This is a genomic window from Glutamicibacter protophormiae (assembly GCF_014647495.1).
Taxonomy (GTDB): Bacteria; Actinomycetota; Actinomycetes; order Actinomycetales; family Micrococcaceae; genus Glutamicibacter; species Glutamicibacter protophormiae.
The window spans coordinates 64,865-78,873 of the sequence record NZ_BMPH01000003.1 but is presented as its reverse complement, the minus strand read 5'-3'; the positions used below and the strand labels follow the sequence as shown (position 1 = coordinate 78,873).

The 14,009-nt window shown below is 57.7% G+C and carries 14 protein-coding genes and 1 tRNA gene; 2 read left to right on the top strand and 13 right to left on the bottom strand.

Translation table 11 applies throughout. From position 1 onward, the window contains the following. The 11 genes from IEY43_RS04685 to IEY43_RS18320 form a co-directional block, all read right to left on the bottom strand. Window positions 1–1,302: an AI-2E family transporter gene (locus tag IEY43_RS04685; RefSeq protein ID WP_188947456.1), complete on the bottom strand. Its 1,302-nt coding sequence runs from the start codon at window positions 1,300–1,302 to the stop codon at window positions 1–3. A 115-nt stretch (window positions 1,303–1,417) separates the two neighbouring features. Further along, window positions 1,418–2,236: a Bax inhibitor-1/YccA family protein gene (locus IEY43_RS04680; protein WP_374189851.1), complete on the bottom strand. Its 819-nt coding sequence runs from the start codon at window positions 2,234–2,236 to the stop codon at window positions 1,418–1,420. A 415-nt stretch (window positions 2,237–2,651) separates the two neighbouring features. Next, entirely contained in the window at window positions 2,652–3,251 is a 600-nt protein-coding gene (locus tag IEY43_RS04675; protein ID WP_188947733.1) for an NYN domain-containing protein, read from the bottom strand. Between the two features lie 466 nt (window positions 3,252–3,717). Then, window positions 3,718–4,023 (bottom strand): HNH endonuclease, encoded by a 306-nt coding sequence (locus tag IEY43_RS18485; RefSeq protein ID WP_188947454.1) that lies wholly within the window; start codon window positions 4,021–4,023, stop codon window positions 3,718–3,720. An 864-nt stretch (window positions 4,024–4,887) separates the two neighbouring features. After that, on the bottom strand, window positions 4,888–5,772 hold the full coding sequence (locus IEY43_RS04665; RefSeq protein WP_188947453.1) for a hypothetical protein: 885 nt from the start codon (window positions 5,770–5,772) through the stop codon (window positions 4,888–4,890). 547 nt (window positions 5,773–6,319) lie between these two features. Beyond that, complete coding sequence (locus tag IEY43_RS04660; RefSeq protein WP_188947452.1) at window positions 6,320–6,493, bottom strand: hypothetical protein; 174 nt, start codon at window positions 6,491–6,493, stop codon at window positions 6,320–6,322. A gap of 426 nt (window positions 6,494–6,919) precedes the next feature. After that, the gene (locus IEY43_RS04655; RefSeq protein WP_188947451.1) at window positions 6,920–7,126 is read right to left on the bottom strand and encodes a hypothetical protein; all 207 of its coding nucleotides are present in this window, start codon (window positions 7,124–7,126) and stop codon (window positions 6,920–6,922) included. After that, window positions 7,123–8,370: an AAA family ATPase gene (locus IEY43_RS04650; RefSeq protein ID WP_188947450.1), complete on the bottom strand. Its 1,248-nt coding sequence runs from the start codon at window positions 8,368–8,370 to the stop codon at window positions 7,123–7,125. Before IEY43_RS04650 ends, IEY43_RS04655 begins: the two co-directional genes overlap by 4 nt. Window positions 8,371–8,450: 80 nt before the next feature. Beyond that, window positions 8,451–8,744: a hypothetical protein gene (locus IEY43_RS04645; RefSeq protein ID WP_188947449.1), complete on the bottom strand. Its 294-nt coding sequence runs from the start codon at window positions 8,742–8,744 to the stop codon at window positions 8,451–8,453. A gap of 294 nt (window positions 8,745–9,038) precedes the next feature. After that, window positions 9,039–9,803, bottom strand: coding sequence for a hypothetical protein (locus tag IEY43_RS04640; RefSeq protein ID WP_188947448.1), 765 nt, complete (start codon window positions 9,801–9,803; stop codon window positions 9,039–9,041). Window positions 9,804–10,141: 338 nt separating this feature from the next. Next, window positions 10,142–10,348: a helix-turn-helix transcriptional regulator gene (locus IEY43_RS18320; RefSeq protein WP_188947447.1), complete on the bottom strand. Its 207-nt coding sequence runs from the start codon at window positions 10,346–10,348 to the stop codon at window positions 10,142–10,144. Between the two features lie 105 nt (window positions 10,349–10,453). On the opposite strand from IEY43_RS18320, the gene IEY43_RS04630 reads away from it, so the two are divergent. Next, on the top strand, window positions 10,454–11,233 hold the full coding sequence (locus IEY43_RS04630; protein ID WP_188947446.1) for a helix-turn-helix domain-containing protein: 780 nt from the start codon (window positions 10,454–10,456) through the stop codon (window positions 11,231–11,233). Further along, window positions 11,220–12,335, top strand: coding sequence for a tyrosine-type recombinase/integrase (locus tag IEY43_RS04625; protein WP_188947445.1), 1,116 nt, complete (start codon window positions 11,220–11,222; stop codon window positions 12,333–12,335). Before IEY43_RS04630 ends, IEY43_RS04625 begins: the two co-directional genes overlap by 14 nt. A gap of 80 nt (window positions 12,336–12,415) precedes the next feature. Here IEY43_RS04625 and IEY43_RS04620 read toward each other — a convergent pair. Further along, a tRNA-Leu gene (locus IEY43_RS04620) sits at window positions 12,416–12,500 on the bottom strand. 114 nt (window positions 12,501–12,614) lie between these two features. Continuing rightward, a complete protein-coding gene (locus IEY43_RS04615; RefSeq protein ID WP_188947444.1) occupies window positions 12,615–13,982 on the bottom strand; it encodes an NAD(P)/FAD-dependent oxidoreductase in 1,368 nt (455 codons plus the stop codon). Window positions 13,983–14,009 lie beyond the last annotated feature (27 nt).

Sequence of the window (14,009 nt, the reverse complement as noted above, 5' to 3'; positions counted from 1 at the left end):
CTAGTCCTCGGGATGGTCGGTAAGCCGGGGTGTCGGCGCAGGTGATGATTTGGATGAAGGAGTCGCGATGGCCGGAGCCTCCGGCTCGGCGGCAGGGGCTCTTGCGCCGGCCAGATCCGTGCCGTAGGTTTCGGCGACGAACGGGTCGTCTTCCCAGCCTCGCCGCGAAAGGTATTTGACCACGGTGTTCAGCACCGCCAGCAGCGGCACGGCGAACAGCGCGCCGGCGATGCCAGCCAGCATGGTGCCTCCGGCCACCGACAGCACCACTGCCAGCGGGTGCAGGCTGACAGCCTTGCCCATGATCAACGGCTGCAGGATGTGCGATTCGGCCTGCTGCACCAGCAGCACGATGGCCAGCATGATCAGGGCGTTGAGCCAGCCGTTGGAGACCAGCGCCAGCAGCACGGCCAGCGCTCCGGTCAGCAGCGCGCCGACCACCGGGATGAACGAGCCGATGAAAACCAGCACACCCAGCGGCAGGGCCAGCGGGACACCCAGGAAAAACGCGCCGAAACCGATGCCCAGCGCATCGATCAGTGCCACCAGCATCTGCACGCGCACGTAACGCACCAGCGAGGACCAGCCCCTGGTCAGCGCCCCGTCCATGGCAGGCCGGGCACGGCGCGGCAGCAGGTTGATCAGGAACAACCCGACACGGCGTCCGTCCAGCAGCAGGAAGATCAGGCAGAAGAGCGTCAGCAGGACGCCGGTGAGGATCTGGCCCAGTGCCGAGCCCCAGCTGATGGCTTCGCTGAGAATGTTGCTGGCATTGCCGCGCAGCTCGGTCAGCGCGTCGTCCAGCACCGTCTGCAGGTCGTCGTTGGTCAGTTGCAGGGGGCCGTTGAACAGCCAGTCCTGGATCTGCTGGATGCCGGTCAGGGCCTGTGTCCACAGGTCGGCGAAGCCGACGCTCAGCCGCTGGCCGGCAACGGACAGGCCCGCCGCAACCAGGGCCAGAAATCCGATCAGCGTAATGCCCACGGCCAGGCCGTGGGGCACCGCGAGCTTGGCGTGCAGGATCTTGACGACCGGCGAAAGCAAGCTGGTCAGCAGCGCGGCGACCATGACGGAGATCAGCAGCAGCGAGACCTTGGACAGCATCCAGAAGACAACACCCAGCGCCGCGACAATGATCAGCAAGCGCCACGCCCAGCTCGCGGCCAGGCGCACCCCGTAGGGCAGATCCTCGGCCGTATGCAGGTCCAGCTGCTCGGCCGGAACCGCGGCGGGGGCCTCTGGTTTCAGGGTCGGCAGGTTGCCTCGCAGACGGCGCAGACGCTCTAACCGATTACTCTTCATGTCCCTACGCTACCGCGCGGACTGCGCCCCGGCGGATTCCATGTCGAGATTGTGACAAAAAACAAGGACCAGTACCCGATATGGGCACTGGTCCTTGGAATCTAATTCAATATGGCTAGTCGTCGCCGCGCAAGATAACCAGAATGCGCAGAATCTCGGTGTAGAGCCAGACCAGGGTCACGGTCAGGCCGAAGGCACCGCGCCAGGCCATGATGGCCGGGGCGCCCTGCTTGGACAGCTCCTCGATCATGGTGAAGTCCGAAACCAGCGAGTAAGTGGCCAACAGGATCGCCAGGACGCCGATGATCAGGCCCAGCGCGCCGCCGCCGGCGCTGCGCAGGCCGAACATGCCGTCGACCACGCCGGTGAGCATGAGCACCATGTTCAGCAGCGAGAAGACAACCATGCCGATCATGGCGACCATGAACATCTTGTTCAGCTTCGGGGTCATGCGGTACTTGCCCGAGCGGTACAGGGCCAGGGTTACGCCGGCCACTGCGAAGGTCGCCACAACAGCCTGGATGGCAACGCCCGGGTACATTCCGTCAAGGAACTGCGACAGGCCGCCGAGGAACAGGCCTTCTGCCGCAGCGTAAAGGAGGATCAGCGCCGGGGAAGGCTTCTTCTTGAAGGCGTTGACCAGGCCGAGGACGAAACCGACCAGCGCACCGGGGAGCATCAGGGCCGGGACGGCCCAGCCGATGGCGGCACCGATCACCACCAGACCGAGGGTGAACACGGTTTTGTTGATGGTATCGCCGATGGTCATGCGACCCATGTCGGCGCTGGTGGCGGCCGGCTGCTGGTACATGCTGTCCAGCTGGTCGGCGCTCAAATTGGCGGTGTCACGGAATCCAACCGGAGCACCGGGCTTGGTGGCCCATGCGTCGGCCTGGTTCTTCGAACCAAAGATTGGGTTGCCGCTCAAGATTATTCCCCCGTAGGTTGTGTGGTCAGTAGGCACGGCAGTGCTAAATGTTACTGCTCTTAACAGTATTGATAAATGCTGTGAATCTGCTCAGTCAAAGGGATGATTTCCCCTCTTGACGACCTGAATTTTCTACTCCGTCAGCGAAAATCCCGGTGTAGCGCCGGTGAACAGCAGGGACAGCAGTGCTGCAATGCACTCAAGCTCCGGCCGCCCTTGCGGGAAGTCCGGAGCTTTCAGATGTGGTGCCCCCAGTGGGACTCGAAACCTCTAGTTCCTCTGGCCACTGCGCTAGTTCTGCGGATTTTAGAGGTTTTTGACTACTTTGGATAACGCTAAATCACCGCTGCTCTTCGGAGGATGTGCCCTTTCTGTGCCCTCTGCGCTATCTACAGATCGCAGTAAGGTACAAAAGAAGCTATTATCGCCATTTCGCGGGGCGTTGGAATGTCTTGCCCTGCGCATCGAACTTGTTAGGCAGTTGTGCCTTGCGAATTTTATAGGCGTTGATGGGAAACGACGCTGGCATCAAAGATCGAAGTTCCTGCGAGTTGCGCCCGGGTGGGAAAGCAGCCGCTATAAACAGAGGCCGGCCGGCCGACTGAGCGGCCTTGACCGCGGGGGCCATGTCGCTATCGCCAGAAATAATCAAAGCCGAATCGTACAAACCTTTTAGACCATCAGTTGCTATCGAAAGCGCCATGTTGACGTCGGTTTCCTTTTCCTCATACGAGGTATACATGTTCTGGCATTTGAAACATGTCTTTGTTTTCGCCTGATACCTACCCAAGATGACCTGAATCAGATTGGGGTACTTAGCTTGCAACGCATCGATATAGTGTGCTTGTCGAGATTGAGCATCTGGATCATTCAGCACTGTAGCAGTGAAGTACCTAACGCCCACGAGTTTCTGATTGGGTCGGAGCGATTTCGAAAGCTTGACTAGATCGAGCCATAGGTGCTGTCTTTTACTCGTGCTATGCAATCCGTGGTAAAGATTGAAACCGTCTACGTACACCATAAGGCGCTCAGCTGGTGGCGCAGGTTTCGGGATCTCATTCACATGATTATCAAATCACATAGTTGCATTTTTAGGGGAATCTGTGTGTATAGTTATTGCATACCCCGCCCGGTTGTCCTCAGCCAGCCGTGGCCCAACGGCACTCATTCGTGAGTGCCGTTTTTGTTTGTTCGAAGGTTGCCTTAGCGTTAGCTTCGCCCCCAGCGAGAAAGCCGCTGATCATTTTGGTAGGGGGCATTCCCAATCTCCTCACAGGAAGATCGGCACCATCTGCGGAAAAATACCATCTGTGGAAATCGGCTGAAAATATAACGCAATGCTGGAGGTACGAGGCTTCGAAAAAGGCGTTTTACCCCCTCTCCCCTAGGCTTCGCGGGGCTGTCAGCAGCTCGGGGGGAAATATTCTAGCTATGCCTGTTGTACGAACGCGAGGCCGGTCTAACCCCCTCCCCCCATTGGGTTTGCTCTACCATTTGCGGCTTGTCCATAGTGGTTTGCTCTGGGGTTTGGTGTGTTGCTTGGGTGCTGATCTGTTTGATTTGGATTGGTTGCAGCGGGCGCAGCACACGATTAGGTTTGTGATTCTGTCGCTGCCTCCGCGTGAGTGTGGCACGATGTGATCCACTTGTGCGCCGTTGGGTGCTCTCTTGTTCTTGTAGTCGAGTGGGATCCCACAGTATGGGCATTGTGTTTGGTCGTTCTGTTGTGCGAGGCGTAGGGCGTGGTTGCGCACGTTGAACCATTGGGCTGTGCCTGTGCGTGATGTGGCCATTGGTGTTCGTCTCTGTGTGTGGGTCTGTTGGTGTTGCTGGGGTGTGGTGCGGTTAGGCTGTGGGGATGGTTGCTGTGCTGTCTTTGGTTGTCTCTGGTGTTGCTGCGTTGGTTGCTGTGGTTGTGTATCTGGTGGAGCGGACGCGCAGTAGGGTCACGCCTAGTTGGTTGCCTCAGCGTGATAAGCGGTCGCTGGATGATCCTGATGAGCGTTACCGTGAGGTGTGGGATCAGGGGCGGATACATGCTGTGGGTGAGGGGACGATGGAGGGCGCGTTCCTTGATGTGTTGCATGGTTCGTTAGTGTCTGGTGAGTTCCCGCGCTGCTACACGTTTAGGGATGCTGAGGTGTCCTATAGGTTCATTGCGCATAGGGCTGCTGTGCTTGCTGGTGCTGAGCCTGTGGTGGCGATGTACTGGTTTGAGCCTGGGGTGTTTGGTCGTAGGTTCTGTGGGTACCGGCTGCATACTGTGTCGTTGAGGTATGAGGAATTGCGACGTGCTCGGTTGCGTCCGTGGGTGCGGGGTTGGGTGCAGGCTGGGAAGCCTCCGATGGATCCTGTGCCGTTGACTGCTGGCCGGTCGTTGTGGCGTGGGGTGTGGTGATATTGGTTTGTCCCCCGACCCGCGTGTATTGGGTCGAGGGACTGTAGGGCGACACTAGCGGCGTCTTGTAGAGGATTCCTCTCTTGGTCAACCGCTATCTTTTGTGTGTCGCCTAGGCGCTGGCCGATCTGTGCGACGGTCGTCGTTGTCGCTCCTGGCCATCGTTCCGGCTCTTGCCGTGTTGCAGATCGCTGGTGACGTTCACGCCGTGTCTTTTGGTGGGTAGCCCACACCTGTTGAGGTGCGGGCTACCTGTGGTTTAGCGGGACATCATGCGGCCTTCGTGCATGAGGGTCTGCACAACCTGCGCTTCGGGCTGGTCGGCGGCGAGGGCTTCCGCGTCTGCCTTGCGCACCTCGGCGTGTTCCTTGCTGTTATGCAGGTCTTCCCATTCGGTGGCGGTGGGCAGGTGCGCAGTGTGTCCGTTGCCGATGGTCATTGCCCACCATTGCAGGCTTGCGGTGTTGGTGCTGCCCTTGTAGCCGGCGGTGGTTACGACGGCGGCGGGGGTGGTGAAGGCGTTGCTGTTGTAGAACATGGCGCGCAGCATGTAGGCCTGATCGAGCTGTTCGGCAATGTCTTGGTTCTTGTCGATGAGCTGGGCGTGGGCGTAGTCCTTGTTCTGGACTGCTGCTTCAAGATCCCAGTTCTTGCCGGGGTGCTTCTCGATGAGGGTCTTGAGCCGGCGTAGAGCTGGTTCGAAGATGGTTCGGCGTACCTGTTCGGTGAGGTCGTCGGCGTGCTCGTTCAGTGCGTCGATGAACTGTGCGCGTGCGGTGGTTACGATCTGTTCGGTGAGGGCGTGGATTCCGTACCATGCCGCGTAATTTGCCATGTGTTCGCTGGGGTCTTCGCCGGCGATGATGGCTTGTGCTGCGGCTTCGAGGTTCGGGATGTTGGCGGCGGGTGCAAGATCGCGGACTCGTGCTGCTGCTTGCTGCTGGTTGGTGATGAGATCTTCGGTGAGGATCTTTGGTGCTTTGAGGTTGTGCTTTCGGATTGCTCGGGTGATGCCGCGCAGTCGTGGGGTGATGGTGTGGGTCTGGTCGAGGCGGTCTTCGATGTTGTAGTTCATATGCAGTTCGTCGCTTTCGTTCTGGTTGTTGTTGGTGTTGCCGGCGAAGTTGATCATGTTGTTTTCCATGGTTTTGTTGCCTTTCAGAATTGGATAGTGATGTGTGAGATTGCGTAGATCCAGTTGCGTTCGCTCGGGGTTGCTGAGCGGTGCGTTTTGCATCTGATGCGTACTTTGCTGCCGGGGGTCGGCGGCCATGTATTGAATTCGTGTCGCCCGTAGGCGTGGACGTAGTCACATGCTGGGCATTGCACTGATACGGCAATGTCGCTGATGTTGTCTGGGGTGATGTTCACGGCTCGTTTCCTCAGTCCGCACTGGTGGCCGGTAGCAGTGGTTCGGGGTGTCCGTCTGCTGCGGTGAGGGTGCTACGGCTGGTGTAGGCCGGCTGTAGGACTCGGGGTGGTTCCCGGTGCTCTGGTGCCTCCGTGGCCTGCTCTAATTGGTCTGCGAGGTCGTGGAGGGTGTCTGCCAGGGTTCGGGCTTCGTCGGCGGTCAGGTGGGCGGCTAGTCCCCATGCGCCGCGTAGCTGGATGCCGTTGGTGCGCTGTTTGTCTTTGGTGATCCACTCTTGGATTCTGACTGAGCCGATGTAGGGCGGGCGGTTGCAGGTCATTTAGTGGTCTCCTTCGCAGTGGTGTTCGAGCATTCGGCGTTCTGCCGATTCGGCGCGGTGTTTCCAGTAGTTCGCGTTCTGTTCCCAGTGGGCGGCGCGTTCCCATAGGACGGCGGCTTGGGCGTGTTCTGAGTAGGTCTGGATCTGTCGGTCTGAGTAGTAATAGCCGGCCATGTCTAGTCACCGTTCTCTAGGTGGTCTGCAAGGTGGTGCAGTTGCGCGTGGATCTGTGTCGAGGAAACGCCTTGTGCGATGTGGTCTGCTGCTCGGCGCAGTAGCTTTATGACCTGTTCCCGGTCGCATGGGTCAATCATGGGTATTCCTTGGAATGTGGAAAGCGGCCACTGGGGCAGAGTCCAGTGACCGCTCTCGAATGAGTGTTTTTAGTTGCCCGGTTTCAGTTCTTCAGTAAACGCGACGAAATATCCGGGGTTGCGCATAGTGGCGGAACAATGCGCGGCACGGTGCCCTGCGGGGGCTGTCAGGCTTTGCACGCCGTGGGTGTGCGTTTTGGTGCAGTAGGGGCAGCGAACTTCGATGATGTAGTGCCCTGGGTAGGTTCGGTTTGGCCATGAATCTATTACCGGGGCAGTAGGCACGTTAGTGCTCATGTTGGAACTCCTGATCTAATTTGTCGGCATAGTCGTGTAGTTTGTCGGCCATGGCGCGAGCTTCGTCGGCAGTGAGATGGGCGTAGACTTTCCCCGCCTGGTGGAGAGCTAAGCCCGGTGTCAGTGAACCGTCTTCGTGTGCCCACGTTCTGCGTCGGATGTTGAGGAAAGGCCGTTTCTTGGTTTCAGGTTTCACGCTGAGGCCGCCTCTCGGATCTGCGTGCAGGTGTAGCATTCTTCGATGTCTTCTGTGCCGTGCAATTTGCAGATCACAGGTGCCAGATCGGTCGAAGGTGTCATGAAGGTGTCTAAGGTGTCATGTTCTGGAACCGTGACACCTACAGCACCTTGGGTGACACCTTCGCCTAATTTGTCTTCAATCGCCCAAACCCAACCGCTGCTGAAATCGCTCTTTCGAGAAACGATTTTTGGTGACTTACTTCGCCTGCGAGCATTCTTCAGATCCATGTCTGAGAAGCCTGCGCCACGCCCTGCTTTGAGTACGTCACCGGCTTTCGCTTCCCATGTTTCGGTTTGCTTGATGAAGTCCAGGATGAAAGCTTGCGCTGCGTTGCGGTCCTCGTGCTCCGGGTCATCCCCGCGCCCTTGTGCCATGAGATCCCCGACGGTTTCGTCTGTTTCACCGAGAAATCTCACCTTGGCGACGTTGCTGGTTTCCCCGTCGCCAAGATCCACATCTACGGATTCGAGAGCAAACTTGTAAGAGCCTTTTGACTCTCCGTAGTTGTTCTTGTCCTGACTGAAGATCCTCTCCCCGGTTTCATCGTTCGTGGCGAATGCTAGGTATGAGCGGGTAAGGTCACGCCATGCGTGGGAACCCGAGAGCCCGCCGCTTACTGATGTTCCACCCTTGTTGAAGTGATTGATCAGGATCAGCGAGAACTCGTATTTCTGGGCCAGTGCGATCAGCGGTTCGTAGGAACTGCGGACCTCCTGTGCCTTGTTCATGTCGCCGCCCATGACCGATGGCGCCGGGTCCACGACGATGATTTTTGCCCCGGTTTCCTGGATTGCTTGTTCGATCAAGTCAACGTCCAGCGGGAACTTCAGCGAACGTTCTCGCGTGAGGTTGTTTTCCTCGGTTTGAGCGTCGATCTTGAATACCCGATCCAGATCGGTTCCCGCTGCCATGAGCCGAGGAACCATGACCGTATCCCAGTCATCTTCGGGGCCGATGATGATCGTGGTGAGCAGTTTGCCGTAGAGATCGCCGGATAGCTGTCCACGTGAAGCTTGCGCTGCGAGGTCAAGCATGAAGGTGGTTTTACCTTCACCGCCCTTGCCGGCGACGATGGTAGCGGTTCCCAATGGGATTACGCCTTGCCCCTTGAATGGTTCCCATAGCCATTTCTGGCGACGTGGCTTGATGTGGCTCGCGGGGGTCAGTAGTAGTTTCTTGGTTCGTAGCGCATCGGACAAGAGTCATCCTCTCCTAGATGGATAGGTAAGCAGAAGACCCCAGCGGGTTTGCTGGGGTCTTCAGGGTTTGTATTTGTTGGTTATCCGACGAGTCGGAGCGGGTAAAGCGGTTTTGGCTCTGGGCCGGTATTGTGGGTGCCCATGGCTTGCCTTGCTGCATATACGTCCACCGCGTTAGCTGCGGACTTGGCGAACCGGCGTTGATAGCCTGCCGGGTCGTCGAGGTAGGACTGACTGACCAGGGCTAGACCGATTCGGTCGTCGAGTTCGTCCATGGCGGCCTTGTAGCCACGTTCGTAGCCTTCGAGGAAGATCTCACGGGCCTTGGCGTTCGAGCTGATGAACTGGGCACGTTGCGCATCCTGGTCATGCATCGGCTTCACCTGCTGGCACTAGCTTGCAAAGGATCAGCTTTGCGGACTGTCCGCGTTCGGTGGCCCGGTCAACGGCTCGCTGGGCGCTGGGCAAGTTGAAGTAAGTGCGTCGGCGGTAGTGCACGCTGTCGGGCTTGTCTACTTCGACTACGACCACATGAATGTTGTCTACGAAGGCTCGTGGATCAATATGCAATCGGAGCTCCTACTGCCGTGCAGACCAGCTGCGGGATGGTTACGAGTGCGATAAAGCCAGTAGCCCAGAAAGCGGCCTGTGCGAGGCTCTGGACGGTCTTACGCATTTTCGACGCTCCGCTGCTTGGTCAGATCCATGTATGCCTGGAAGGCTTCGGGGGCGCTGAGATTGTTCTGGTCCGCTAGCACTGCGAGTGCTCCAACGCCGGGTACGCGGTCGAAGTGTTCGGGGTGCTGCTCGAAGAACTCCTTCGCGGCGGCGTAGTCGATGGTGCTTAGGACCTTGGTAACCATGGCTGGGAGCTGTGACAGTTCGTCGCGGGTCCAGCTGCTTTCGACCCAGTTGCCGTCACGGTCCTGGGACTTGTAGTTGGACAGGTGGAACGTGATGCCGTGCTTCGCGGTCCAATTGCTGTTCAGTTGCACGCTGGAGCTGTCGAGGTACACGCCGGGGCCGTCGAAACTGTGTCCAATGATGTGACATTTTTCTTCGGTATTCAGATCTTCGGGGGTGCAGCCCATGCCACATGCGCAGTGGTACTCCAGCTTGAAGCCGGCTGGTGGGTTTTCGGCGCGGAGGTTGGCGGGGACGGGTACGCCTCGGCGGTCGGCTTCGGCGACTAGCTGGGCAGTGGTGTACTTGGTAATGTTGTTCATGGAATCATCCTTTTCTTGAGTGTTGGTTTCGTTGGCGGTAGCTGGTTCTTGGTCGGAGTAGCTACCGTCTTTTTCTGCCTCTAAGATGTGGGCGAGTTGCTGCGGGTGAACTGGGGTTTCGAGCCCGTCATCCCAGCGGACTCGGATCTCGTTCTTGGTGACCTTGACGATGGTTCCCGGTTCTCCCCATGCGTCGCGTAGAGTCACGCGGTCATTCTTTCGGAACATTGGTTAGTCATCTCTCTGGTGCATCATTCGCTGTTCAACTGAGAGCCTGCGAACGAATAAAACTTTGGGCGGGTGGAGCACATCTACCCAGCCTGTCGGCAACCATCGGTTAGCCGTATTCTGGTGCGTCCGGCATTCCTTAGCGATTGCCTTGGCCGCGTTGAGTGAGTGACCGCACTCTTTGCGAAGATGGGTGATTAGATCCTTTTGCGGGATCAGTGCCCCTTCGCCTCGGTAGACAGTTGTTAGACCGTTTTTGTCTGTCGATTCAGTTGTTGGCATTTCTGCTTTCCCTCCCGCGTTGCGAGATAGAGATTTTAGGTGCGATCCCTGGTCTGCTGATCGAGCCAGGCTTGGATATCTGACTCTCGATAACGAACCTGACGTCCACCTAGTTTTATGAATCGAGGCCCATTGCCCCGATATCGCATTTGAGCGAGTGCTCCAACTGACAAGCCGAGCCGGTCCCCCAAAGCTGCCGGAGTATGGAGTACTTCGACCTCGGGGATGGTGACTGTAGTCATTTCCCTGTCCTCCCTATTAGTTCCAATAGAGCATTAGTTACGCTCTACTGGAAACACTAATCTCTAATGTGGCGTGATGTCAATATGGTGTGTAGTGTTTCTTATATGGAACCTGAGAAGAAGCGTGAACGTGGCCGCGATATAGGCAAAACCGGGGCAACTGTGGCCGCGAACATTAAGAGATACCGAAGCGATCGAGTATCCCTTCGCGAACTTGAAGACAGACTAGAAAAGCTTGGAGTGAAGATTTCCGCTAGTGGTCTTCAGAAAATTGAAGCCGGGACAAGACGCGTCGATGCTGATGAACTCATGGCCTTAGCTGTCGCATTGAACGTAAACCCTAACGCCCTACTGTTCCCCGCGAACTCACCTAGTGACGATATGAGCGAACAGGTGACCGCCGCCCCAAAGGGACAAACCGAAGGTGAGATATGGGAATGGGCCAACGGTCTTCGCCTGCTCGATAATCAGGAGCCGCTGAAAGAGCTCTATTTTCCTCCCGGCGCTGAGGCGCATGCAAGGAATGATGATCCCTTACATAGCGCTCATAAAGTCATGCGAAAAGCAGACACCGAACTCGAGAACACTATTATGCTTTTCCCACTGGGCGACGATGGATACGAGGCTGAACAACGCCTAATGTTCCAGGCTCATTATCACGCTATGAATCTTAAAGATGATGAATCGCTATCGCTGTGGCACATTAACGGCGAAGGTCAGGCCACAGAGGTAGCATCTCTGCCCTACCTTGGCGGCCATATGAATCTTTGGGTCGCTAGGATCAAGGAAACTATTCTCGGTATAGCTACAAAATCCGTTGAAGCAAGCCTCGTTCGAGAAGATCTCAAGAAGGCGTTGAAGGATTCAGCCGATGGCAACGATTGAGAAATACCTACTAAATGATGGCGCACTTAGGTACATGGTCAGGTATCGGAAACCTGACCGAAGCCAAACCAAGAAAAAGGGCTTCAAGACCAAGCGAGATGCAGAGGTATTCCGTGCCACGGTGGAAGTTGATAAGGCCAACGGAACCTACATAGATCCCGCCAAAGCAAACGTAACCATTGCGTCTCTGGGGCCATCCTGGCTGGAACGCAAGCAAACACTCAAACCTTCCGCCTATCGACCACTAGAGATAGCTTGGCGGGTTCATGTTGAGCCAGCCTGGGGCAAGTGGCCCATCACTGAAATTATCCATACTGAAGTGCAAGCCTGGGTTACGAAACTATCTATCGGTGACGCTAAATCTACGCCCGCAATGAAGCCGAAATCAGCGACAACGGTAATCCGCGCCTATGGTGTGCTAGCTGCGATCCTGGATGACGCGGTAAAAGACCGCCGTTTGCAAACCAATCCTGCGCGTGGAGTGGATCTACCGAGGAAAAAGAAGAAGGCTCATGTCTTTCTGAGCCATGAGCAAATACGGGATCTGGCGGATCACGCGAAATACCCTACGCTGGTTCGCGTGCTGGCATACTGTGGGCTGCGGTGGGGTGAAGCGACCGCGCTGCGGGTGCAAGATGTAGACATGATTCGCCGGCGCTTGAGTGTTAACCAGAACGCTGTCGATGTTGGCGGGAAGATCAAGGTGGGAACACCAAAAAGCCATGAGCAAAGATCTGTGCCGTTCCCCGAGTTCATGGCGCCTGCCATTGGTGAACTATGCAAGGGCAAGCATCGTGAAGACCTGGTGTTCCCGAATCCTGATGGAACGTACCTTCGCCACATCGACATGCGCGAACGTAAATCCTGGTTCGGTTCAGCTGTCATAGATTCAGGCGTTCCAAGGGTGACGCCTCACGACCTAAGGCACACCGCTGCGAGCTTCGCAGTGAGCGCCGGGGCGAACGTGAAAGCAGTTCAGCGGATGCTTGGCCATAGCTCAGCTGCGATGACGCTTGACGTGTATGCAGAGCTGTTCGATGACGATTTGGACGGCGTTGCAGTGGCCTTGAATGAGGCAGTATCTCGGATGAATGTGCCCTAAATGTGCCCTTTTCAGTGTTTCCAGAAACAGCAATGGCTTCCACTCCCCCGTAACTAAAGGGAAGTAGAGGCCATATGCAGTGGTGCCCCCAGTGGGACTCGAACCCACAAGCCTTGCGGCAGCTGATTTTAAGTCAGCCGTGTATGCCAATTCCACCATAGGGGCAGGACTCTAAAATCCTACGCGATCGATTCGGGAAAAAAGAAATTGCCCAGCACACAGGTTGGGGACCGCCCATGGCGATCCCCAACCCGTGATTCGATCATCGGCCGTGAAGTGCTACTTCTTCGGCTTGGCAGTTTCCTCGAAGGCGGTGCGCGGCGCGTCGAGGTTGTTCAGCTGCAGCGCGTCGCGGGTGAAGAACCAGGCAACCATCCAGTCGCCGAGCACGCGGAACTTGCGCTCGAAGGTCGGCATGGCCATGCCGTGGTAGCCGCGGTGGGCCATCCATGCCGGCCAGCCCTTGAGCTTGATGCCCACGACCTTGGCAACACCCTTGTTCTTGCCGAAGCCTGCCACGGCGCCGAGGTTCTTGTGCTTGTATTCCTTGATGCGGCCAACGCCGTAGCGGGCTGCATACAGGTTCTTCGCCAGCAGCTTGGCCTGGCGCACGGCGTGCTGCGCGTTGGGCACGCAGGTGCCGTCCGGCAGGCCGCCGGTGACGTCCTTGACTGCCGATACGTCGCCGGCTGCCCACGCGCCATCCAGCGCATCGCCGTTCGCATCCTTGATGCGCAGGTCGGTGCGGGTCTCAATGCGGCCGCGCTGCTCGATCGGGAAATCGGTGGAGCGGACCATCGGGTTGGCCATGACGCCGGCGCACCAGATCAGGGTGTCAGAGTAGAAGGCGTCGGCCGGGGACTTGTCGGCCATGTTGATCAGCTGCAGGTAGCCGTCGGTGGCATCGGCCAGCGAGGTGTTCAGCAGGACCTCGACACCGCGGCTGCGCAGGTGCTCGACAACCCATTCGGCCTGTTCGGCGGTGACTTCCGGCATGATGCGGCCCATGGCCTCAACCAGCACGAAGCGGACTTCGCTCTGCTGCACGCGGTCGTTCAGGCTGACCAGGTGGCGGGCCATGTCCTCGAGCTCGGCGATGGTCTCGATGCCGGCGAAGCCGCCGCCGACCACCACGAAGGTCAGGGCGCGCTTGCGCTCTGCCGGATCGGTCATGTTCGAAGCGGACTCGATGCGCTCGGCAACCTTGTTGCGCAGCGCGATGGCCTCTTCGATGGTCTTCAGGCCGATGCCCTGCTCGGCCAGGCCGGTGATCGGGAAGGTGCGGGTGACCGCGCCAGCGGACATCACGACATCGGTGTATTCAATTTCGTACTCTTCGCCGTTGACCGGAGCAATGACTGCCTTCTTGCTGGCGTGGTCGATGCTCAGCACGCGGCCGTTGATCAGCTCGGAGTGCTTCAGGTGCTGACGGTGGGAGACCACAACGTGGCGTGGTTCAATCTGGCCGCCTGCAACTTCCGGCAGGAACGGCTGGTAGGTCATGTATGGGTTCGGGTCGACCACGGTGACGATGCCGCCGTGGGACTTAACCTTTTTCTGCAGATTCATCGCAACGTACAGGCCAACATAGCCACCGCCAACGACGAGAATGCGAGGACGCTTCTGGGAGCTTTCGATGATCGACATACTGTCGATTCTACGCGGATTTTCGGA